Genomic DNA, 23243 nt, shown 5'->3' with positions numbered 1-23243 from the left:
CCGTCGAGGGACGTCTGGCGGCAAAACAAGGGCGGCCTCTTCTGGCAACTGACCGCACTCATTGCAGCGCAACCGGCGGGTCATCTCTGCCACTGTCGCGATGCCCAAAGATCGGCCGTAGGCCTCTACCTGCCTCATCGGAATTCGGCGGCCGCGTTGGCAGCCAGGGGCGCCGCAGTCGATGTGCAGCTCCCACCTAGTGATGAAGTCCACGAGCGCAGATGCCATCACCTCCTGCCTCGCCTTCCATGGGCTGGTGTTGGCTGCCATCCGATTCCCCGGCTTCGACGCCGGGGAGGGTAGTCGCGCATGCTTTGTTCTGCCAGTCGTGACTACCTCAAATGGAGGCTCGGTGCGCATCCAGGTAGGTTTTGGTCATGCCAACGAGTTCGAGCGCCCGTCCGCGGGCCTGGACGCCGTCCCAGGACTGGGCGGCCGCTACATCCGGGCAACATGGGGCATGGCTTCGAGGCACGGCCGCAAATAGCGGTTTTTTGGAACCGCAATTCGACACGGCAGCTGCCGATCACCGTTTTCCGGAAGACCCAGTGTGTGGATTGGTATTCCCCCGCCGCGAATAGTTGTCATCTCGCGTACTGTTTGGAAGCGTACGATAGTAGCCTTCAACTCGCGTCCCATCGCGACGGGTGTACGAATCGATGTAGCGTTCGCTCGGCCTCGTCGTGGTCGACGAGAAGGGAGGCTGGCTACCTACCTGAGGTACTATTGGCAGCAGTGGGGGAGCTGTGGAGGTGCTGCCGGATGCACTGAAAGGTGACGGTGCTCCGGCAGGTATGGCCCCTTGGGATGACGAAGTGGATGGCGATGGGCGGTTAGCCACCACCTCGATTCGACAAACCTTATTGGCGGCGATCCATCCTTGTCCGCAAGCGAGGCCCGGCCCAGTCATGCCAACCCGGCAGACACGGTCTTGAGGAATGCAGCTCATTCCACAGGCTTTGCCTACAGTGCAGTTCGGTAGCCGATTGGTTGGCTGACGGTCGTCGTTGCTGCTGTTATCGGGCGGGCTGAGCGTATTGGTAAAGCTAACGAGTTGGGGCCTGACCTCTCCTGGATCAGGGTGTGGTGTAATTCCACAGTGATGAGCAAAAACTCGAACGAGCTCGGGGTGAGCCTCCAGTGCTGACTGAAGTGCGCTGTCGGGCTTCAGCACGGAAGATGCTGCCTCTCCCCAAAAGGGCACCGGAACACCAGCAGTGACAATTAGCAGAAGAGCTGTGGTCATCCCAGCAAGCGAAGCTGTGACCACGCCGGTCCGGCGAGCCTTGCCGTACCGGTTCGCGAACCGGACTTCCAGGCAACGCTGCTCCTCGTTCCGACGCGTCAGCCAAGCCTGAACTGCTCCGTCGGCGGCCTGGTGCGCACGCACTGCTGCATCGACTTCCCTGGAGGCAGCGATCAAACGTTGCTCGCTCTGCTCACAGGCTTGCCGTGCCCAACGATCCTTTAATGCACGGACGCCAGGTATCAGGTCCTTCCAGGAGGCATCGTCTCCCTGTGCCTGGGCCATCTCCTTTGCATTGAGAGCAGATGCATGGGCGTCGCGGGCACGAGCCTCCTCGTTCTCAGCTCTTGCTACTTGGCGGAGCAGATCGGCAGGTGGCTTGTCAGGGAGATCTGGAGGCCTCCTTTCGATCTGTGCCGCCAAGGCTCGCAAGCGGACCACCATTAGGAGAAGCACAATTGCTATGACTAGCCCGAGGGCAGCGACCTCGCTGGGAAGGAGGGATCCTCTGCTAACTGCGGAGACTGTGATGGCGTCGGCCACGATCGCCGAAACCCACCCGGGAACTTCCTCCCTAATCTCGCTCATAGCTATCGGGCGGATTGCCTCTTCGAAGCACGCCTCCCCGATCCGGATCAGGGCTGCGGGGTTCGCAACCAGTGCAGCGCCACCCAACTCCGGGCTGGATGGTTCGCGAAGAATAACCTTGGGAAGAATGCCTAAGACGTCAAATTGTCCGCATTGCTCAGCAGTGCATGCGTCTAGGGCTTGGATGATTACGCCACCTTCCGTCCAGATCTCGCTGCGACCGACATCGATTAATGACGAAAAGCTGGTCAAGGGATTTTGAACACTCGCAGTGACGACCGACCGCCTGCTCGGGGTTTCCCAAGCGAGATAATTGATGCCCATGCACGCTGCAGCGAGGGTTAAGCACAACACGGAAAACAGGACGGTGATGCTACGAGCTACTCGGAGCCGCGTCGGCCGGTGGTTAGGCGGGGTCAGCACGTGATGCCCAGTGCCCCGAGTGTTGCATTGTCCATCACCCCGCTCTCGCGCAGGCCTCTACTGCGCTGAAACTGCCGGAGAGCTGATGTCGTTCCCGAGTTCATAATGCCGTCGATCGTGCCGAAATAGAGATTTCGTGCTCGCAGCTCGACCTGCACCCGCATCGCCATGACGAGGCCGCCCGTTGTGCACGTGTCGTCCCGAGATGGTTGCGACGGCTGGGACGGTGCCGCTCGCTGAGGGGTGGTGGAGCCGCTTGGAGCAGCAGGTTGCGTGTTCGCCGCAGGAGGGGGGGACGGCGGCGAGTAGGAGGGAGGAGGCGTGTAGGAGGGTGACGGCGAGTAGCTATAGCCGCTCGATCCGGAACCCGAGTAGTGACTGCTATGGCTACGGTGGCTCGAATGACTGCGGTGGCTACTATGGCCCGCGTAAAGTTCTGGCCCGTCCGCGTATGTCGTCCGCTCCATTACGAACGGACGCCGGGCGCCTTCATCGGGTGGAACGGTGACAGAGGGAACGTCAGCCGCTGCGATGTCAGGCCCTCCCAAGGGTGCCACCGCCAGACCTGGCAGCATCTTGTAAAAGAACTTGGCTAGTGAACCCGTTCTCTTGGGATGCTCACTCATACAGTCATCACCTCATGATCCCGGATCGGGCGGATGTCCTTGCCTCTCCAAGAGAGGTCGGCCGACGAGAAGAAGCCGGAGCAGCCATCCCGCATCGAGCAGGGCTCGCACTCCGGGGCATAGTCCTGTTTCCAGTCGCTAATGCTCCGGCGTGCGAGGGGCCAGGCCACTTTGGGTAGTAGGCACAAGGGCGTGTTATAGATCGACACCGTCATGCCCCGCCGGGCCAAGTACTCGGCCGCATTGGCCACGGCCTTCCCGGCTTCCGCGGGATCGATCCACAGGACGTCCCGGTTACGACGGGTGAAGCCCATCGGCTCCAGACCCATCAGGGCGACATGCTCAACGAAGGGCAGGTTACGCCAGATGAACTCGGCGAGACCCTGCAGCCTGGGAACAGTGAGGGCGTGGGCCACGAAGCGGACCTCTATGGCATGTCCGTGTTCGGCCAGGTTGTGAATGCCTTCCAGGGTCTCCTCAAAGGCCTCTGGTGCTTGAACGACATGGTCATGCACGCGTGCGATATCCGCGTAGAGCGGGATGGCCCAGGTCGCCCTTCCCACCGCGGCAGCCATCCGTTCAACCAACTGGGCGTCGTGGAAGAGGCGCCCATTCGAAAGAATGTGGAGGCGGGTAGACGGCAGCTTCGCCCTGGTTGCTTCGAGAAGCCGGGTCAGGCCTCGGCCTAGGAGTGTCGGCTCACCGCCGGTGACGCCCAGCATCGACAGGTCAGGATCGATGAGGCCCACCAAATCAATCAGTTCATCTAGGCGCCACCCATCGTCATCCGGGCGCGGCGGCTGGCTGCACATAAGGCAGAGGCTGTTGCAGCGCTCGGTGACAAACAGGGAGTTCGAGTTCGCTCCCCGCCGGTAGAGGACGGAAATGCGGGAGCCCTTGGGTTCGACCCGGACGACATCTCCTGGCGCGACGACATCATCCCGGCGGAGGGAATGCACCAGTGGCAGGCCCGCTGCAGCCGATGCCGCGCCATGGCCAGGCATCCCCACGACGGCGCCGTAACCAGCGCCAGCCAATGCCGCCGGATCGACGTCCCCCAATCCAGGGTCGCGCAGGTCCACCGCGACCGAGGGCGGCGGAAAGGAGGATTTTAGAGCTTCCCTAAGGCTGAGCGCCTTCAGGAGACGCGCATGGGGACCAAAACCCTGGAGCGTTGCGAAGGTATGGAGCGGAAGGCTCATCTCGCAGCTACGTGCTTCACGCCGTGACCTTGCCCGGTCGCCCAGCCGAGAAGGACATCCCTGGTCCACTCATCCGAAGTCGCCAACATGGTGAAGAGCATGCCGAATAGGCCTGTGTGCCGCTGACAGAAATCGCTGGAGAGCCGGTCCGCCGCGACGTCTCCTTGGACAGCATGATGGTGCACGGGATCCGCCCCACAGTAGGGCAGGAAGGCGCAGTCGCGACAGCCGGGCTGCTCTTCGGCGATCCCACCGCGAGCAAGTTCCCGTATCGCGCTGGAAGTCATCAGTGTCGGCAGAGGCTCCTGGACGGAACCCATCCTAAAGGTCCGATCACCCACTGCCCCCAGCATGCGCCCCTCGTCGGACGCGTAGACCGAGCCATCATAATCGTAGACTAGGACCGAAAGCCCGGCACCTGCGGGTGACCGCAGGTCTACATAACCCGAATGAAACGGCGTGAGGATGTGCCGTAAGAGGATGGCTGCATAAGCCTCCTCGATCTCCATCCCGCCTTGGTTCAGTTCAAGAATTCGAGCCAGTGCTCTCCTGTAGAAGACTAGGAAATCCTGGACAGGATAGCCCGTTCTACGGGCCGTCCGGTTGGCGAAGCCGAAAGGGCTGATAGGCCGCAGGAACAGGGACCGGAAGCCCATCCCCACAAGGGTGTCCACGGTTTCTTCCGGGTAGGCCAGCGCACGCCTGGTAATCGTCGTGATCGCGGCGACCGATCCCGATCCGAGGATCTGGCGAGCTAGGTCCACGCCTTGCACCGTCTTCTGGAAGGACATGCCTCCTGGCACGGGCCGGTTGAGGTCATGGATGTCCGACAGGCCGTCCAGGGACGCCGAGATCTGGAAGCGGTGCTCGGCCAGGAAGGTGGCGATCTGCGGAGTTAGGTGATGGAGCGTCGACGTCATCGAGAAGGTGACGCGACCAGTTGCGGCGCGGCGTGCGATCTCCTCCGTCATCAGCCGGATCGTGCCGAATGCGAGTAGCGGCTCGCCACCCTGGAACTCCACCGTCAGGTGGTTGGCATCGCTTTCGAGGATGCGGTCCACTGCGGCAAGAGCGTCCTTCGGGGACATCTCGAAGCCCGGCTCGTCGACCCGCCGCCGGGAGACTTGGCAGTAGAGGCAGGAGTGGTCGCACCGAAGCGTAGGAACAACAATGTGGAGGGAGGGACCTTCTCTCAGGAAAGCCTTCCGCGTCCGGAGCTTCGTCGCCAGCAGCCTGACCGGGGTGTTCGTGCGCCCCTCATGGACCATGTGGCGGGCGAGGAGATCATCGTAGACAGGCGTCCCTGTGGGGAGCCGTCCGGCCCGGAGCAGCGATGCGTCTTCCTCGGTGAGGAAAATGAACTCACCGACGTCGTTTGTCAGGAGGACCTGCCCAGGAAGATCGGCAATCCGGACAGAGCGATGTGGTAGAAGACCATATCCGCCCGCACCGAGTTCGCTCTGCTCCGGCAGCGATCTCCGATGCGCTGGGCTGAAGGCTTCCTCCTCGATGAGGGCGCGCCAATGCCCGGCAGCGTCCCATGACAGGGAAGAGGGCGAGGCGGTGCCGGGAGAGGTCTCGACAGCAGTCACCGAAGGACCGATCCCCCCCCATTCATTTCCACCGCTGATTGTGTTCGATCGTTCTGAAGTTGAAAATCCCTTGCGGAGCCGCACCGAAGGTTAAACTATCGTCATCTTAGCGAGAGTGGGCAGTCTGCCCGGGGTGGCTTGCTTGAGCCTGTCGACCCGATGGCTGCTATGGTCGCTGCGTGCAGCCGACAGTGATCTCTTGGTACGATGCAAACGCTTCGCGGCTGGCGTCCGCATATGAGGCAATCGCGCCGATGGTCACCCGGGACTGGCTGGCTGACCTCCTGCCCAGTCCACCGGCTGTGGTCATCGACATCGGCGCAGGGACCGGACGTGACGCCGGAGCCTTCGCCGCGGCAGGATACGAGGTCATCGCCATCGAGCCGTCATCGGGGATGCGCGTTGAGGCCGAGCGGAGGCACCCGTCTCCCAGGATCAGGTGGCTGACAGACAGCCTCCCGGGCCTGACAACGGCGTCCCGCGCCGGTCTCGCCGCCGACGTTGTCTTGCTCAGCGCAGTTTGGCAGCACGTCGCCCCGACAGACCGGCCGAGAGCGTTCCGGAAGATGGTCAGCCTGCTGCGGTCCGGCGGGCTACTGGCAATGACGCTCCGCCACGGCCCCGACGACGGCCGTGGTGGATACCCTGTCACCCTGGCCGAGGTCGAAACCCTGGCACGGGACCACGGCATGCAGGTCGTCCGGACCGTGGCGTCCCCCGACCTCCAGGGGCGGTCAGACGTATCGTGGACGGCTATGGTCCTCCGCCTTCCGGATGACGGGACGGGCGCCCTTCCGCTTCTTCGGCACCTGATCCTCTAGGACGCCAAGAGCGCGACGTACAAGCTCGGCCTCCTGCGTCAGTAGCGCTCCAAGTCTGCCGCGGTGCGCAGCTTCAGCTTCTCCAGGTAGGCCTTAGCGCCTTCCTGGGCCTGCAGACGCTTCAGCATCTGCTCCATCTTATCCTTTGTCTCGGCGTTCATGGTCACTTCCTTGAGGAAGTCGCGGATCTCACCGGCCAAGCCGCGGGTCACGCCCAGTACCGCGGCCTCAATGTTCTCGTTCATCGACTGGATTTCACGCGTGCGCCGGGCCGCGCGACGGGCCCAGACCAGGGTCCTGTGCGCCGTGCCTTGCTCCCCGTGAGCCTTCTCGTGCGCCAGGTATGCGTCCACGAAGGAGTGCGGGCAGTCGGGATGCCGGTCCGCGAGCACGATCGCCTTGCCCGAGCGCAGCAACACCGGGCGGCCCGTGACGACCAGGGAGCGGACCTCGAGTAGGTGCTTCTTGCTCTTGGCGAACAGGAGCTCGCAGGACGGCTCGCCCTCCGCGGTCTCGCCCCACATCTTCCTGAGCGCCGCCACCTCGTCGGGGCAGTTGGCAGCCCGGCGCAGACGGACGTGCGGCACGGTCTTGCTGCTGCTCAGCGCGACCTCATTGCCGGTCAGGGCGACGTGCTTGATGAGCTCACCGCCGTTCTCGCGGAACTCCGCCCAGCCCCGGATGACGGGAGCGGGCGGGGCCTTCGCGGGAGGCTTGGTGGAGCCCTTGTTCTTCGGAGCTAGGCTGATCGGGGGCTTCCTCCGGGCCGTCTCCGCGGCCTTGGCGGGAAACTTCGGCGGGTTCTTGCGGGTCGGGGTCGCTGCAATCCGAGCCATGAGGAAAAATCCATCCTAAATAAAGTTCATGATGAACTTGTGCCCGGCGCCGCAGTTCCGCAACCCCCTTCAGCCTGACACTTGCCTGGACGGTCGGCCTCATAGGGACAGGCTGCCCGGGACCCGCGAGGGAGGAACGTGACACGTCTCTGTCGGAACGCGTCGGGAGGCTACGCGACGCCCGCGCCCGGAACGCCACCAAGGCCGAGGCCGCCACGAAGCAGGAGGCGAAGGCGGCTTAGGGCGTCCACGAATCGGCCACGGCGGATATAGACTGTTTCCTGGACGGCCTGCGGCTAGACAAGGTGGTCTGGGAGGTATTCGGCAAGGACGCAATCTCGCTCGACGGCGACAGGCCCGCCTGGCTGGACACGACATAGGCCCAGCACCGGCTCGCCCCCGCCGCGGTGACCTGCGCGAACGAGACTAGCCCCTTCTCCCATGTGGACGTCGCCGAAAACCGGAGAATGGGTTTCATCCGCTACTGGTTCGACCGCCTCGCCATCGCGTCGTGCGGCACATCATGGCGGCCTACGAGGCGCCTATGCAGCGCACCGGCCTAGAGCCCTGGTTCGAGCGGCAGGTTGGAGGCGAGTTTGACAGCTCGTGGAGCTGGACGACGCCTGTCGGACAGCCGGGATCCTAATCGCCCCGGGAGCGTTGAAGGGCTAGATGGTGTGACGGAAGTTGTCGCCCACAGCAGGCTGCACGGATGGGCGACGGAGACCCGCCTCATGCGGATCGACACCGGCTGATGATCTGTCGCCACGGCAGGGCGGTCGCCTGCACCATTCCGGACGACGTCCAGGGGTTCCGAGGCTACCACCACCAATGGTGGAATCGGGAAGCCGAGGCTCCCTTCCCGGACTAGAGAGGCTATAGGCCGCCAGCCGCGCGCACGGTCCCCTCGTTGGTTGTGCTACACTCGTAGTGCTGCGGGGCCTGGAGCCGAGACATCACGCCGCCTTTCGCTGGCTCGCAAACGTCCCAGAACCTACAACGTCCGAGCATGAGTTACAGGCACGACATCAGGCGCGAGGCGCAGGCACGAGGCACGAGGCACGAGGCACGAGGCAGCCCGTGACTCGTACACTTCACGCCGTTCGTAAACCTCTCTAGGATCGTCGAGCACGGCCTTTTACCGCGGGCAGAGCTAGACGCAGAAGGCATCGAATACACCTACACCGATTCCTAGCGGCTGGACGATGAGCTCGGTGCCACCCCGCTCTCCATCTCCGACCCGCCTGGGTCATGCTCAAGCGCAAGCGCGAACTGGCCCCGCGTTCCACCTGGGAGATCCTCTTCTTCGAGCCCAGCATCCTGTGGACCCACAACTGCCGCTTCTGCTACCGCAACGCGTCGCACGCCGACCTGAGCACCTGCAGGAAAGTCAGCGGCGGCTCCTGGCGCTTCCGGACCATGTTCGAGGACGTGGCACCCAATGCGACCTTCAAAGGAGAGTCCTACCGAGGAGCGGTTGGCCTCGGCCTCCACCAGTCGACCCGCGTGGACGCGGAGGTGCAGGTGCGCGGGAGGATCGCGCCCGAACTCATCATGGGTGTCGGCGTCAGCTGGGCGCGCCTCGGCTCGAAGGCGCAGACGATGATGGACGGGTTGAACCAGAAGGACGGTGGGGATCGCAACGTGCCGTTCCATGAGTTCTGACGCCGCAGTTCCCCGACGCAGCACTGCGGGAAAGCCGCTCCCGTTCCTGAACACACCCCCTCAACCGGCGTTCAGGTGTCCTCGGGCGGCAGCGTCCTTAAAGTGTTCGCCAGACCATCAGGCGGCCGTCCGGGGAGAGGTGGGCGACGGGCGGTGCGCGGACCGCCAGCCAGGGCTGCGCCAGTGCGGGCGCGTCGGGCGTCCCGGCGGGACGTGGCGAAGAGGGCAAGGACAGCGGGGCTGGTGAGCATCGGTGCGTCTCCGTCGAACGTGGGAGCCACGCGTACCTACCCCAACACTCGATCACGATGCGGAAACGGACTCGATTTTTCTTGAGCCACTTGCGAACCGACTTTGGTACGAAACTTTTAAACTCGGAGCACATATGTACCAACCCAGTACGACCGGACAGTTGGTCCCTTATATTAAGCGTTTACTAGTTGCTGAGGGCAGCGGAGGTGCGGCCACTGCAGTAATCTGGCCCTTCGTCGATCAAGCTACAGCGGAGCCTCTTTTGGAACTCCTTATCGATAGCAACGTGCTCCTGAGACCGAAAACTCTATCAGAGCTCAAACCATTACTGCGGCGGCCTTATAACTTAAACATTAACATGGCTCTGGTAGAGCAGTGGCTTTCAAACGAGGCATTCCGTTCCGATCCCGCCGCGAAAATATCGGAATACGTCTCAGGTTTTGTGCGAGAGGGATTCTATTTTCCCAAAGATTTCGCTCTGGACCGGGCTCAATGGCTGCAAAGGAATAGCGAGGCGCTAAGGTACAATGGAGCCCTGCAATTTGCCTACATAGCATTAACCAAGAAGTTGTTGGACAGCAGAGAGGGGAATGACCACACTCTGCGGCAGCTCACAAGAATCAGGGACGCAGACATCCCGAGATTTTCATGTTGTTTGTTGTTGGCAGCAGTATCTCTTTTCTTAAAGAATAATCAGCACCTCAAGCTTGTTGGAGACAAAACGAACGCGTATTCTTACGTCAGGGCTTTTTTTGATTATCAAATAAAAAAGAAAAAAGAAGCGCCATACATTACTGCAAGGTACCTGCAGAACAGGGCCGGAGATCTTTCTCTCTGGCTTTCAGCCTCACTATTTAATGCTCTCGGCGCAGAATGGTTGGGGGAGCCAGTGGTGGTTACACAAGACAAAATACTACATCGCTTTGTTTTCAGATTGATGCCTTTGGTTTCTCGCCCCGAGGTGGTTTCTTGTTCTTACTTGAGCAGCGAGCTGCCAGAGGGGGGGCGGACTGAGATGGATGAATTGGTAGCAGCACTGGGCAAGCCCCATCGTGGGCCGCCTACCAGGGAGGAGAAATGCCAGCGACTCAGAAATTTGTTCGCACTTGCGAATGAATATTGTGACGCACAAGAAAGAGTTGAGTTGGACAGAATTTGGGAAGAATGGATTGTCCCTGGATTTTCTGCGCCAGCTATTAACTAAACTCACAAGCTCTGGCCAGATCAGCGTTGCTGAAGTTTTATGGAAGGCAAAATTGGCCTCAGTGCAGTGCCCGTCTTGCTACAAACGCGAACAGAATCGTTCCGCTGGGCTGATTTGCGCACGACAACAGAGGAGGGTGCGGGCGTGACTAACCGGTTGCCGAAAAGTAGAAGATCGACAAAAGCCAAAACAGTGCGGCAAGAACCTGCTGTTGGCATGAGGACCAAATTTCCGTATCAAGTTGCGGTTACGTGCTGGATTGACCTTCTCGGTTATGGAGACTTGATTGCCGCGTCCAATTTCAATCCACTACATCCAAAAGCGACGCGAGCCGTAGAGCGCCTTGAAGAATTTCACGCCATCGTTGCGAAACACAGTGATCGCAATTTTCGGACATTGGTTATGAACGATGGGGCTGCTGTCTATCGCGATCTCTCTTACAGGAGCAGCTCAGTTACATTCGATTTCCTGATTCGTGCCTGGCGACTGTTTCAGGATCTAAAATTGCACGAACAGGAACGCGGATTTCCCGGACCACGACTAGTGCTCGCGGCAGGCTTTCGGCTTCGGAGGCATGTCCAGGTAGACAAACAGCGAGCTAGCCACCTTGAGTCTGTTCTTACAAGGTTTAGAAACGGCGAGATCGGGAGTGAAGAGGCTATTAGGGAAGCGAGCACTATCAGGAAGTCGTTTGATGTAGTTCCTGAGCTTCAGGCGAACTTCGCTTTTACGAAAGCCTATGTTGAAGAGTCTAGTGGCTCGAAGGCTGGATTAGCTGGTGGAAATTTTTTTGTTGATCTTGCAATATTTGCGCAGGCGCGTCCTGATTGGCTGAATATTGATGGTGTGGTAAATTGGCGCTTTGAGCGACTAAATATGGCTGCGTCTTTTGGAAAGGTAGTCGGAATCGGAATAGTGCCTCAGGAACCAGGCAAGGTACCTGGAATGTCGAATGCATTGGAGGTCGCGCAGTATCTGACGCAGGACAAAGATGTGCTTGCAAAGTTGAGGGAGAGTAGGCGTTAGTTCAGTCTGGAGTTCCGCAAGCGTGGCGCATAGTTACTCAAGGCATCAGTCCTTAACAATAACGCGTCAGGAACGGCGGACGAATAGTAGAAGTATGTCTGCTTTGCGGAAATTGGACTTCACCATCTGTCTCGGGAAGGACGCGGTCGTGGAGTATGGAAGCCACCAGGGAGGCGCCGTGTTGACTACGAGACATCGCCGGGCCGATTGAGAACCAACTGGATGCGCCATCCGGTCCTTGCTAGTCGGCCTTGAATAACCCGGTCAGGCCGCGTGGGCTGTAGCCGGGAGATGGTCCGGAGCTGGGAGATGGTCCGGCTGGGCGATGGCGTGGATGAGGCTGGTGAGGAGGGTGAGCAAAAGGGCTCTCAGGTAGGCGAGGATCTTGCGGATGTTGTGACCGCAGCCGCAGAGGACGGCGTAGACGGCGTCACCGATCGTGCCCTTGAGCGCGCATCGGGCAAGGCGACCGTCGGTCTTCATGTGGCCGATCTCGGGCTCGATGGCGCTGCGTCGCCGCAGGAGCTTGCGCAGGCGTGGGGTAAGGCCGCGCCGTGTACCGCTGACGAGCACCGTCGTGCCGTGGGCACCATGGCCGCGGTAGCCGCGATCGACCACGGCAAGGCTTGGGCAGGATCCGGTGAGGGTCTCCACCTGCTGGAGGGCCTCGGGAAGGGTGTGCCCGTCATAGGGGTTGCCGGGCAGAGAGCGCATGCCGACGACAAAGCCCCCGGTGAGCGTGGTGGCGATGCTGACCTTGGTTCCGAACTCGTAGCGCACCCGCGCCTTGCCCTTGGAGATGCAGTCCACCTCCGGCTCATGCAGGGCGTAGATCTTGCCCGCGCTCTTGGGTGTCTGCCGTAGCAGGCGGGTGACGAGCGCCATGCGTTGCTCGATCCGCGTCCGCAGCCTTCCTTCGGGTACGGCGCCGAGCTTGCGGCCAATGTCACGCAGCACACGCCCGGTGTAGCCTTTGAGCGTGCGCAGCACCTTGCGCATGCGCCGGAACTGCCGGGCATGGGCGTGCCGCCCTGCCTGCGCTGCCAGGCGTGGAGCCTTGCGGTTGTAGTTCTGTCGTAAGGTGATCCCGGCTTTGCTGGCCAACGCCACCAGGGAGCGGCGCGCCCTCTCGTACAGCCTGCTGTCGTTCGGATGCGCGATGGCCTTCTCCATCACCGTCGTGTCCACCGCGATCTCGGAGAAGGCGCGCGGCGTCAAGGCACCCGAGGCCCGGCCTGCCTCGATGGTCTTGGTGAGCAGCCACTCCACCCCCTCCTCGCCGATGCGGCCGCGCCAACGGCTGAGCGAGGACGGATGAAGGGGCGGGCGGTGCTGGAAGACGGTCTCGCCGGTGAAGTGCTGGAAGTACGGGTTCTCTACCCAGCGGGCGAGCACCGCCTCGTCGGAAAGGCCGTAGGCGTGCTGCAGGACCATCAGACCGGCGACTAGGCGCGGATCGGTGGCGGGCCGCCCCTCACCAGCGGGGAAGAACCCAGCACATTCCCGCTCGAACCAGCCCCAATCGATCAGTGCCGCCAGCCGGACCAACCCGTGCCGTCCATCGATCATGTCGACCAGGCGTGGCCGCAGCAGGTCGGCCTGTTCCGGAGGGCGGGGACGATGCTTCATGCCCGCCAGAATCGCAGGATTACCGCACCGTTCCAACCCAACCCTGCAATTCCAGAGCGCCCAATCCAACAACTCTCCCAAGCGGATCAGTATCCTGGAGGTTGTTCACGCCCGACTACCGAGGGGGAACCGGCCGCCTTCGCGCACGACACCGGCTACCTCGCGGCGCGGGATGCTAGAAGCCTGGGACTGGTCAAGCTCCTGCGCTGAGTCCAGCCCTACCTCACCCACAACTTCGGCGATTGGTTCGGCGCCCTGCGGATGCCTGCCCCGACCCCCTGGGGCCTTTGGAGCCTGGAACGAGTGCTGGGCAATCCAGAGCTCTCGGAACTGCAAGTGGTGGCCGGGATCCGTGCTGATGGGGGCGGGTCGCTCTCCTTCGCCGTCTCCGACACCCGGTCCCGGGCAGCCCCTGCGGCTTTAGGACCTCAGCCCCCGTCCTGACGCTGACCACCTGTTTCCTCGAGGAGGCGCCCGCTGGTGGGCTGAGGCAAAGCCCAAGTGTACCTCCCTGCTTATGAGATTGGGCGGCTCCCAAGGTTGACGCCGAGCAAGGGAGTGCCCTGGTGGCGAAGCTCTCTGGGGCGGGCAATGCCTGATTAATCCTTGGGCTGAGCGTGGCAATGTAGAGCAGGCAACGGGTCCATAGGCGATAGCTCCGCTCCTCTGATGAGAGGTTGGTCAATAATTTTCTACCGAGTACCGCAGGTTAGTTCCTGACAAGAGCGATTGGTCTGGCTATGGGAAATCCGTAGAAGAAAGCCAAAATCAATCGGCTCTCCCTCGGTTGCCGGATGTGATCTATCTCGACCTATCGCGTGTAGTGATGCGGGCGTTAGTTACGATGCTCGGCAATCTAGCCCCAGGTAACTATGAAGTTGCCGGAGCTTCCTGATTATTTGCTGCCTGAGCCAGTGCGACTGACTTGTCGAAGACGTCCTTCGACATTGTCGGGTTCTTGAAGAGAACAGCCAGAAATTTTCCTGGGTACTCTGCCTCGAGAACTTGCACCATCCCCAAATAAACTGCAGCGCATTTTCCGTCTACATCAACAGCACTCAACGACGACCTAAAATCATCGATTGTCTTGTCTGTAGGTTGACGTCCGATTAATTTGAAAACCGCTGAAGCCAAGACGCGATTTCCATGCACCAAAACACCCCAGGGATAACCACTTCTTTTGGCTAAAGTAGACTTTTGTCTCTCAATCCATGCGTCTATCTCCCGCTGGGTCAAAGTGCAATTGAACGCCCGCGCTCCACTTGTCTGAGGATTGAACACAGTTTTGTAAGGTGCTTTTGTTAGATCGTTAAAAAATCTGCCAATACCTGTTTTGACCTGAACAGCAAGCACGGGATCCATAGAAGCGCATGTCAGTGCAGTTGTGACCTCAACTAGTTCGCAAGAGGTTGGTGAAAGTGAAAAATCCTCGCTCCTTAGAAATTGATACTCTACACCCTCGATTGACATTTCCTGCTGAATTCTGGTTTGCTCAGGATCGCGGGCGACAAAATCCCGCCCCTCTACTCGATTCTGCAGATTGTTCGTGCGGGTAACTTCTGCACCAAAGTTGGCGGGCGCATTGTCCAAAATGATCACTCTAATAGAAACTCTCAGCTTGCCTAGGCTATCCTCGGCATCAACCCTGCCTAGTGTACTGACTGTCTGTGCCCCGTTAACTATTGAAGCCCCCATAAACTCAAATGCGCCAGCAGTTCGTGAGGCAGCAGATTTCGGAGCGCGTATGATTCTATCTGCGATAAGAGTAATTCCATTGTTGAAATACCAAAAATCCTCGGGCGCGCCCCTCCCCGTGTTTCTTATGCCTTCATTGATATCAGTTGCACCCAGTGCGTAGCGGATATTTTTGGCAACCAGCCGCTTGCCATGTGAGTCCCACCATTCTTTGAGCTGTAAACCATCTATCAGTCCGAAATAAGCGGCATACGGCTGAGGGATGTATGACCAATCTAGTATGGTTGCAGTAAGAGATATTCCTCCACTGCCAGCGGCACGAGCTAGCGACTGGTAAACCTCGTCGAGTCCGATCACTTTATTTCGGGCAATAGGATCTTGATCAACAGGATCGTTAAGATCTGCGAGTAGACGGTCTATATTGGCAGTGCCGTGCCGAGCGATCGTACTGCTCCCAGTGCTGATCAAAATTATCTCTAACGTAACTCCAGGGGTCATGATTGCTTGGCTAATGTCATTTAGCCGAGTATGTAAGCGCGGATGGAAGTTGGCGGAGTTGTTCTCGACAATATCTCGAACGCCGTTTACGAAAAGCGCTATGTCGCCCGAGGATGGTTCCCCACCACCTGAATTAATCCATTTTGATTGGACGATAACTACCTTTGCTTCGGTGGCGTCGTAATACACCGCGTCCACACCGTTATCATCGGATCCGTCCCAAACAGCTTTCCCAGCGTCTTCCTCAGTGCAAGCTGACTCAAGATACACAGCGTATGCGGCAAGGCACCTGCTCAGAACCTTGTTCTCGCGTTCGTTATCATTAACACCTATGTCATTTAAATTGAGGTGCTGCTCGAAAAGATCTTTCAATTTCGTTTTGATTTGTTTAACTTTAAGAGACGACACGAGGCACTCTCCGCGAGTTGCTTACCGAAGCGTAAAAGCCAAGTCTACAGCATGGATGTGAACCGCGCCATCTGGAGCCGATTGGAAGAGAAATCAGCTTGCCACCAATCCGGCCCTTTGGCAGCTGCTGAACAGAGGCTGCTCTCGGAAGGCCGAAGGCGGGAAACAGTTGTCGAACGTCGGAATTGAGTGGGCCTTAGCTCTACTCAGGCCATCAGGCGGCGTGGCAGATGGCGTAAGCCAGGGCGCGTTGTAGGGCTGGGCAGGTTTTGCACTGTGGGTGCTGCACCGCGATGTGAGCAAATCCTGCTCTCCCCAGATATGACGTCGAAGGGCGGCGAGGGGACCGCTCGAGGTTGGGCGTGATTTGCGGTACCAAGCACTGGGGCGCACGGGCAGGGCGGAGGTGGCGGTGAGCGACAAGCTAGTGTCTTCTCGTTCTCGTGCCGGTGCTCGTGACTTCACGCGCGAGAACGACCAGCGCGCGGAGAACCGTATCAACGTCCTACTCTACGCGTGCCAAGCAGTGCCCGAGTTCTGGCGGGAATGTCGGCGCGAGCTCGGCCTCTCGGAGGACGCCTACCTGCGTCGGGTGCTGGTTGATGGCAGGCAGGAGAGGCCGGACTTCCTCGTCTACGAGGGAGGCATCCCCACCTGCTGGATTGAGGCTGAACTCGCGGATAGGAACGACCAGCAGCTCGGCGCCTACGCGGACAACCCGCTCGACCCGCCGAGAGTGCTGTCACTCGTCGGTCCCATAATGAATCGGGAAGGCGACCCCTCCCTTGAGGCTATGGCGGGCCTCGCAGCCCGTGTTGCCGGGGATGTGCGGCAATCGAACCCCCCCGCGGCGGAGGTGCTGGAGTTCTTCGCCGAACTGATCCGGGAGCATATTCGCCCGTCGCGGCTGCGCACGAGGGAGCGCGACATCCCGGAGCGGCTGCGGGTGCCTTGGTTCGAGCGGGCGGCCGGGGCGCTGCTGGACCTCATCGAAGACGACACGGTGGTGAACGCCACGAAGCAGGCCGTGTCGCTCTCCCTTCAGCTTAGGCAGGGCCTCAAGGGCACCAGCAGCATGTCGCTCCTTACGCAGAAAGGCCTTGGCGACTTCGACTTCCCGTCCCCCGTTCGCATGGAGCGCTATCTCGCAGCCTCCGTCTGGCAGGATGTGAAGCCTGCCTGGACTGCGCTCTGCGAGGCTGTCCAGCCTGGTTGGCGCCACCGTATGAACGCTAGCCAGCGCATCGTTGTGTCGCCCGCGGCCGTCGAGCGGCACGCCGACCTGTTCGCCGTCGCCTTCGAGAGCATCAAGAACTGCCTCTCGCCAAATAGGCCGCCGGACGCCTCACGGGAGACTTGCATGGGTTAGGCGGACGGGCTCTGACGGTGTCTGGGCAGTCTAGGTATCGGGCGAAAAGGTAAACCATCCGGAAGCGTCATTAGGAATCCAGCCGCCCTGGCGTACAGGGAGAGGCGAGCTGAGGAATCGATTGGACGTATCTCCGGCGTTGAAGCTCCTATAGCGGTTAAGGAGCTATCAGAGCTGTTCGGAGTGGACGTGTTGGGCGGCAGAGATAGCTCATGCATTCAGGGACCGGCGTAGTGCTGACAAGTAAGCCATACATCTCTATCGGGCTCAGGTGTCACGTCTTCTTGGCCGTGGCGCTGTGAATGAGCCTGTGCTCCCCATCCAGCCAGACGCCAGTGCCGCGGTCCGAGTGGCCTATGCAGAGGCTCTGCGGGCTTCCAGTGACCTGAGGCGACGCGTGGACGCCCGGCACCAAACTGAGCTTTCGAAGCTGAGGCGGGAGGCCCGAACAGCTTGGCATACTAGGAACCTCGGTGATGATTCCGCGTGGCAGAGGCGCCTGTCCGATCTCGTTCGGCGCCGGGACGAGGCAGTGGAGGAGCTTTCCGAGCAGCTGTTGGCTCTTGAGCAATGCCGTTTGGGCTTCTTGGCGGGCATCAGGGCCGAACATCGTGCCCGTCGCCTTGCCCGCGGTGAGCCAGAACCCAGACGGCTCCCCGGCAAGAGCGGGCGTCGGATCTGGGGAGCTTGGGGCCCGGATGCGAAAGACCTGGAGGTTCCATGGTGACTATGGCTGCTATTACCTGCCTGGAACTCCGCAATCTTGGCAGAGGGCCTGCGAACTAGGCCGTTGAGTGCCGCTGGAGCGGTGCCCACCGTTGGATGGAAGGCCTCTGTCCCCCAGTGTGTTCCGGCTCGGCCCCCTTAGGCTTGAACCCGGAGCGACCTGGACATCTCCAGCCGTCTCTAGCGCAGCGCAAAATCCGAGCCTGTTGGTTCAACGCTGATCTAGATGTCCCGCAGTGATAGGATGACCTCGGTGTGGCCCGACAGGCTCCCGAGCCCGACGAGGAGGGCGGCGCCAACCGCCATCAGGGCGGCATAGACCCCGAGCCATCTCAGAGCGTGCCGCGAGGACAAGGCGGTGAGATGGCAACGGCTGCCGCGCGTGTTCCAAACCTCGAGCAAGGCGATAGCGCCCAGCAAGCCGAGGATGGGTGCCCGGAAGGACCAGGCTAGCACTCCGCAAATCAGGCCGGTGCCAACCGCCAGCGCTATTCCGGCGGCCGGGCTGAAGCTGGAGACCACCGACCGGATAATCCGACCGCCATCGAGAGGGACGATCGGCAGCAGGTTGAAGAGATTTAGGAAGACGAGCACCTGCGCCGCGGCTGCGGCGTGCGGGAGCGATCCCCTGAGAAGCCATGTGAGGCCGAGAACAAGCGGCGTGGCGGCCAAGCCGAACACCGGCCCCATCGCGGCGATGTAGGCCTCCTCGTGACGCTTCTCGAAAGGCCGTGCTGGAATGGCGACGCCACCCATGAAGGGGATGAGATAGAAACCCTTCGTTGGGACCCCGAGGCGGCGCATGGCCCAGACGTGGCCGTACTCGTGTATGCAGAGCCCCGCCACCAGCAAACCTGCAGCCAGCCATCCCAGCGACAGTGCGTAGACGAGGAGGCTGCCCAGCAGGCCGAGGATCTTGGTGCTCTTGAGCGCTTTGATCCCGAGCACGAGGAGGCCAACCAGCGCGGGCTTGGAACTCGGGCGCTCAGCCCGGCCACCATCCTCCGAGCCGAAGGCATCGCCGTGCGCGATGGGCGCCGGTGCGGGAGAGTAGAACGCCTCGCGTATCGCCTCGGGCGTCCTCTCCGACCACGGCCTCACCACCCTAGTCTCCTCCCAAGTGAACGGACGTCGCACTGCACCCCGTTCTGCAATCGGCTGCAAGCGGCCGGTCTACCCAAGCGGAGGACGGCGGCGCAGGAGTGGCCATCCAAGCCGGGTTTAGATGTCAGTACCGGTATCGACCGCAAGGTGCCGAGCGAGACCCGGAACTTGGCCCGTCGCTTGGCGCGCCGTGTCGTCAGCGCGTTGGTCGAGAAGGCCCAAAACATCCCCAGAGGCGCGTCCCGGGAGGAGTTCCTCACCGATCTCTGCTGACGTCGAAGCAGATCCGCGTGCCAACCTCGGCGAAGCGGTCGAGCGCCACCACGGCGTCCATGCTGACCAAGTCACCGAGTTCGGCCAAGTTGGTGTCAGCAACGGAAGGACCAATACCGACGACCCTAAGGGGGATCCCTAACGAGATTTGTGGGTGGTCCACATCTGGCCCGCGTGGCGAGCTACTCCTGCGAGGGTGTCGCCAATGGGCAGGCAGTTGTCGCCGAACGCCATGCACTCCTTGATGAGCGTTTCTAGCATGCGGTGGCCGATGCTGCGACCGAGGGCCACATGACTGATGTAGACCGAGTTCGCCAGCGGGGTTCCATAGGCAGCGCGAGGGGCCCAGGTCAGGATGGAGACCGGCAGGTTGAGGCCAAACCGAGCAGCAGCAGGTCACCGGAGAAGAGGGCAGCGACAGCCGCTAGAACGGGGCTGCCGTCCTACCATTAGGCAATACCCTCTCGCGGGCTGATCTGAGTAGAGGGAGGTAGAGGTTGGGGGCTCCTCACGTCCCTTGCCCAGTCACCTCCGACGCTGGTCATGCCCCCCTAGGCAGGAACTGTTCCAGAGCATCGCCAAGTGGCTGGGCGCCGACTAGGTCACCTTTGAACCCAGCCGCCTCCGTAGCCATATACGTCCCGAAATTTCCGAGGCAGCGACGTTGGCGGTTCGGCTGAAAGAGGCAGTGCCGCAGAGGGGCGCGGCGCAACCCGGCCCGATTGCGGCCGCGCTTTACAGTACGAAGATGCATGGCATCCCCCGTTGCCCCGGATGCAGCGCGAAGCTTCGGCATACACCAGGGCACCAAAAGCACGGTGGAGCCACTAAGGTCAGGGCCCATTTCGGGCTACGTCAGGCCCACAAACACGATCCTGGCTGCAAGTACGACATCGATGCCACGTTGCGAAAGGCCGTTGCCATATCGCGAGAGGTCCGCGGCATGGGAGAGGCCGCCTTGGTGGAGCATGTCGGCAACCAGGAGCAGACGACGGTAGAGTTCCGTCTAAACGTTTTGTTGGCGGGCCTGGAGGAGCACGGGAGCCTGTTCCGCCAGGAAAGCGCGCCTGAGACCGCCACCGCGTACCAAAAGTCAAACCGACGCCTGACGGCGTACATGAACTGCGTCGAAAGCATCGTCATGGTGGCCGACATTGTTGGCGACGATGCGGAACTCGAGGACAAGGTCCAGGTGGTCTTCAACGGGGAGAGGATCCCGTGGAGAGACTTCTTCTACGGACTTCAGGAGCATAAGCGCCTGTGGCGAGCGAGGCAGAAGGTTGAAGGTCGCCCTGTATCGGTGGAGTTTGAGCGACGGGACCGGGAGAGGAGTGCGTCGGCTCCGTACAGATTCAACGGGCATTACCAGATTTCCGGCCAGTTCGTCCGCGAGGGAGGTGATCGCTCGTATAACATTCAGGTGCAGCTTCAGATCGGGGACAAGGCGCTAGCGGACGCCATCTGGCGTGCAAGGCGGGTCGTAGTCTGCGGTGCCCCACGCTTCAGGATGCCGGATTTTGCCCGCTCGCGCCCGGGCGACTATCCGCCATTCGCCCACATCATTCTTCCGATACAGCACCCGAGCCAGGTCTTCGCCACCGGGGGCGGACGGCTTGAGATGCCGGAACGCGCCGCTGACGAGATGCCGAGGCGCCTGCCGCTATCTGGCGCGAGCCCGTCCCCAGTTGCGCCCGGGTCGGGCGGCAACGTCCCGCCCAGCGAGGGCACGCCTCCGGAATCGCGGGAGCGGCTGGATAGATGGCCGGACGAGAAGATGTCGTCGGGCGGCCCGCTGGAGCAACCACCTCCTGGACCGGATCGCGGCAGGGCCACCGAGACCGGTGGCGGTGAGGGCATCGATTGCGAGGGGGCGGGGGGAGACGAGCCGGGTCCGCGGCGGAGGCGAGTGAACCCCGCCCGCCAGCCTGAGCCGTCCGATCCGGGAACGGCCGAGTCAGGGACGCCATCGGCAAACGAAGCGGCAGGGTACGCCGGGGGCCTGAAAGGGCGGACGCCAGTCTTGGGAGAGGCTGTTGCTCAACCGCCAGCCCTCGCTGACGCGGCCAAGCCGCCCTTGGTCACCATAGAGACCGCGCAAACCCTTCGAGAAGCCGACCCGCTCCCTGGCTTGGTGGCGGCTGGTAGGGTGACCCATCAGGCGGCACCATCGTCGGTGAGTCAGGAGGCCGCTACCACCGGACCGGCGAAGCCCGCTCTCCAGCGCGACCGGACACGTCCTGGTCGCGGCTTGGTAGGGCGAGTCGCGTGGGTTACCGGGCGAGGCACGGCCAGATTGGTGGCGCGTGGCCGCTCGGCGTGCCGCCGAATCCTTGTCTGGTTCAGGGGTACGAGCGGATAAGTCGCGGCGCGGGTGAGAACGGCACGATCGTGTCCCACGGCGTGGTGTAGGAGCGGTGCTCCTCAGCGGGCTGAGCCGCGGTGTCAGTGAGCCGCAGCGGGCAGGCTGACGGAGGGAGTATCGCTCACGGCGCCGATGGTCTCCAGCGTCATGTAGCGCGAGCGCTGGATGGCCCACTCGTCGGATTGCTCGAGGAGCAGGGCGCCGACGAGCCTGACAACGGCCGCTTCGTTGGGAAAGATGCCGACGACGTCGGTGCGGCGCTTGATCTCGCCGTTGAGGCGCTCGATCGGGTTGGTGCTGTGCAGCTTGGCCCTGTGCTCGCGGGGAAAGTCCATGAAGGCCAGCACGTCTTCCTCGGCGGCATCCATCAGCGTGGCCAGCTTCGGCACCTTGGGGCGGAGCTGGTCGGCCACTTTGCGCCACTGGGCGTGGGCCGCGGGGGCATCGGCCTCGGCATAGGCGGTCCCGATCCAGGCGGAGACGATGCGGCGCTGGGTCTTGCCCGCATGGGCGGCGGCGTTGCGGCCAAAATGCACGCGGCAGCGCTGCCATGTGGCCCTGAGCACCTTGGCGACCGCGGCCTTGAGACCTTCGTGAGCGTCGGAGATGACGAGCTTGACCCCGCGCAAACCGCGCCGGGCCAGACCACGGAGGAACTCCGTCCAGAAGGTCTCGGCCTCGGAGGCGCCGACCGCCATGCCGAGCACCTCGCGGCGGCCATCGCTGTTCACCCCTACCGCGATGGTGACGGCCACCGAGACGATGCGGCCCGCCTCCCTGACCTTCACATAGGTGGCGTCCAGCCACAGGTACGGCCAGTCGCCCTCGATCGGCCTGCTCAGAAAGTCCTGTACCCGGCCGTCGATCTCGCTGCAGAGCCGAGAGACCTGGCTCTTGCTGATGCCCTCCATCCCCATGGCCCGGACGAGGTCGTCCACCGAGCGCGTGGAGATGCCCTGGACGTAGGCCTCCTGGATCACCGCAGTGAGCGCCTTCTCCGCCAGCCGCCGGGGCTCCAGAAAGGCCGGGAAATAGCTGCCCTTCCTGAGCTTCGGGATCCTGAGCTCGACCGTCCCGGCCCGGGTGTGCCAGTCGCGCTCCCGATAGCCGTTCCGCTGGTTCACCCGCTCGGCGCTGCGCTCGCCATGCCCAGCGCCACAGGCCCCTTCGGCATCCAGCTCCATCAGCCGATGGGCGACAAAGCCGATCATCTCCCGCAAAAACGTCGCGTCAGAGCCCTTCTCCAAGAGCTCTCGAAGCGCAATCCTCTCGTCGGTCATCGTGGCGTCCTTTGGTCAGTGTTGCGTCTCGCAACCCAACCCTAGCCAAGGTCACCGCGATGGCCGCCCTAACTCGGGCGGCCGCCTCCTACACCACATAGCCTAATCGCGTCTGGCGCTGCTCGGAGTGGCGCTGTCACCTTGCCGAGCCGGGCGGCACGCCTGGTTCACGGGCAGCCGGGAGAGGTGCGATGAAGACCTACGTGGGACTGGACGTGTCGCTCGACGAGACGGCGATCTGTGTCGTCGACGAGGTGGGGAAAGTGCTGGCGGAGAGGAAGGTGCCATCGACGCCGGAGGCGATTGCCGGGTTCATCACCGGCAGGACCTCGGAGGTGGTCCGCATCGGGCTGGAAACCGGTTCCCTCTCGGTCTGGCTGCACGGCGAGCTGCGCGCCCGTGGGCTGCCGGTGATCTG

At 61.8% G+C, this 23243-nt stretch carries 13 protein-coding genes and 1 pseudogene; 6 read left to right on the top strand and 8 right to left on the bottom strand.

The genetic code is table 11. The annotated features are described in order from the left end of the window. Positions 1-2250 precede the first annotated feature (2250 nt). Genes hxsA through hxsB form a run of 3 tightly spaced genes read right to left on the bottom strand, consistent with a single transcriptional unit; the run spans position 2251 to position 5677 of the window. Positions 2251-2832: a His-Xaa-Ser repeat protein HxsA gene (gene hxsA / locus BO39_RS35245; RefSeq protein WP_408735175.1), complete on the bottom strand. Its 582-nt coding sequence runs from the start codon at positions 2830-2832 to the stop codon at positions 2251-2253. 47 nt (positions 2833-2879) lie between these two features. After that, entirely contained in the window at positions 2880-4085 is a 1206-nt protein-coding gene (hxsC, locus tag BO39_RS19560; RefSeq protein WP_043836598.1) for a His-Xaa-Ser system radical SAM maturase HxsC, read from the bottom strand. Next, positions 4082-5677 carry a His-Xaa-Ser system radical SAM maturase HxsB gene (gene hxsB, locus BO39_RS19555; RefSeq protein WP_169742789.1) on the bottom strand — a complete coding sequence of 532 codons (1596 nt, stop codon included), beginning with the start codon at positions 5675-5677 and terminating at the stop codon, positions 4082-4084. The genes hxsC and hxsB overlap by 4 nt, the downstream gene beginning before the upstream one ends. 179 nt (positions 5678-5856) lie before the next feature. Here hxsB and BO39_RS19550 point away from each other — a divergent pair, with 179 nt between their 5' ends. Then, positions 5857-6498, top strand: a complete 642-nt coding sequence (locus BO39_RS19550) for a class I SAM-dependent DNA methyltransferase (RefSeq protein WP_211257489.1) — start codon at positions 5857-5859, stop codon at positions 6496-6498. 38 nt (positions 6499-6536) lie between these two features. Here BO39_RS19550 and BO39_RS19545 read toward each other — a convergent pair whose 3' ends face one another. Then, a complete protein-coding gene (locus BO39_RS19545; RefSeq protein WP_043836596.1) occupies positions 6537-7334 on the bottom strand; it encodes a hypothetical protein in 798 nt (265 codons plus the stop codon). Between the two features lie 1251 nt (positions 7335-8585). On the opposite strand from BO39_RS19545, the gene BO39_RS19535 reads away from it, so the two are divergent. From BO39_RS19535 to BO39_RS31265, 3 genes are all read left to right on the top strand, one after another. Further along, positions 8586-8999: a DarT ssDNA thymidine ADP-ribosyltransferase family protein gene (locus BO39_RS19535; RefSeq protein WP_043836591.1), complete on the top strand. Its 414-nt coding sequence runs from the start codon at positions 8586-8588 to the stop codon at positions 8997-8999. Positions 9000-9384: 385 nt separating this feature from the next. After that, positions 9385-10455 carry a hypothetical protein gene (locus BO39_RS32745; RefSeq protein WP_156963775.1) on the top strand — a complete coding sequence of 357 codons (1071 nt, stop codon included), beginning with the start codon at positions 9385-9387 and terminating at the stop codon, positions 10453-10455. Between the two features lie 39 nt (positions 10456-10494). Further along, positions 10495-11481 carry a BTB/POZ domain-containing protein gene (locus BO39_RS31265; protein ID WP_211257488.1) on the top strand — a complete coding sequence of 329 codons (987 nt, stop codon included), beginning with the start codon at positions 10495-10497 and terminating at the stop codon, positions 11479-11481. Between the two features lie 264 nt (positions 11482-11745). On the opposite strand, the gene BO39_RS19530 is transcribed toward BO39_RS31265, so the two are convergent. Together BO39_RS19530 and BO39_RS31260 are read right to left on the bottom strand one after the other, a co-directional pair. Further along, complete coding sequence (locus BO39_RS19530) at positions 11746-13110, bottom strand: IS5 family transposase (protein WP_043836589.1); 1365 nt, start codon at positions 13108-13110, stop codon at positions 11746-11748. Positions 13111-13980: 870 nt separating this feature from the next. After that, complete coding sequence (locus tag BO39_RS31260; RefSeq protein WP_084698281.1) at positions 13981-15711, bottom strand: AIPR family protein; 1731 nt, start codon at positions 15709-15711, stop codon at positions 13981-13983. 412 nt (positions 15712-16123) lie between these two features. On the opposite strand from BO39_RS31260, the gene BO39_RS19525 reads away from it, so the two are divergent. Then, on the top strand, positions 16124-17080 hold the full coding sequence (locus BO39_RS19525) for a hypothetical protein (RefSeq protein ID WP_156963774.1): 957 nt from the start codon (positions 16124-16126) through the stop codon (positions 17078-17080). A gap of 948 nt (positions 17081-18028) precedes the next feature. Here the strand turns inward: BO39_RS19525 and BO39_RS19520 are convergent. Further along, complete coding sequence (locus tag BO39_RS19520; protein WP_156963773.1) at positions 18029-18907, bottom strand: metalloprotease; 879 nt, start codon at positions 18905-18907, stop codon at positions 18029-18031. A gap of 2718 nt (positions 18908-21625) precedes the next feature. Beyond that, positions 21626-22825 (bottom strand): IS256 family transposase, encoded by a 1200-nt coding sequence (locus BO39_RS19510; protein ID WP_043836580.1) that lies wholly within the window; start codon positions 22823-22825, stop codon positions 21626-21628. Between the two features lie 191 nt (positions 22826-23016). On the opposite strand from BO39_RS19510, the pseudogene BO39_RS19505 reads away from it, so the two are divergent. Continuing rightward, positions 23017-23243: pseudogene (locus BO39_RS19505) on the top strand (IS110 family transposase); the annotation flags it as partial.

This window comes from Roseomonas aerilata DSM 19363, assembly GCF_000711725.1.
Classification (GTDB): Bacteria; Pseudomonadota; Alphaproteobacteria; order Acetobacterales; family Acetobacteraceae; genus Roseomonas; species Roseomonas aerilata.
The sequence above is the reverse complement of the archived record's forward strand: the minus strand, read 5'-3'. Positions and strand labels throughout refer to the sequence as shown.

Bases quoted from the DNA above. Each gene is read 5' to 3' on its own strand.
- hxsA (WP_408735175.1), bottom strand. From the start codon at position 2,832: ATGCTGCCAGGTCTGGCGGTGGCACCCTTGGGAGGGCCTGACATCGCA.
- hxsC (WP_043836598.1), bottom strand. From the start codon at position 4,085: ATGAGCCTTCCGCTCCATACCTTCGCAACGCTCCAGGGTTTTGGTCCC.
- BO39_RS19545 (WP_043836596.1), bottom strand. From the start codon at position 7,334: ATGGCTCGGATTGCAGCGACCCCGACCCGCAAGAACCCGCCGAAGTTT.
- BO39_RS19535 (WP_043836591.1), top strand. From the start codon at position 8,586: ATGCTCAAGCGCAAGCGCGAACTGGCCCCGCGTTCCACCTGGGAGATC.
- BO39_RS32745 (WP_156963775.1), top strand. From the start codon at position 9,385: ATGTACCAACCCAGTACGACCGGACAGTTGGTCCCTTATATTAAGCGT.
- BO39_RS31265 (WP_211257488.1), top strand. From the start codon at position 10,495: ATGGAAGGCAAAATTGGCCTCAGTGCAGTGCCCGTCTTGCTACAAACG.
- BO39_RS19530 (WP_043836589.1), bottom strand. From the start codon at position 13,110: ATGAAGCATCGTCCCCGCCCTCCGGAACAGGCCGACCTGCTGCGGCCA.
- BO39_RS19510 (WP_043836580.1), bottom strand. From the start codon at position 22,825: ATGACCGACGAGAGGATTGCGCTTCGAGAGCTCTTGGAGAAGGGCTCT.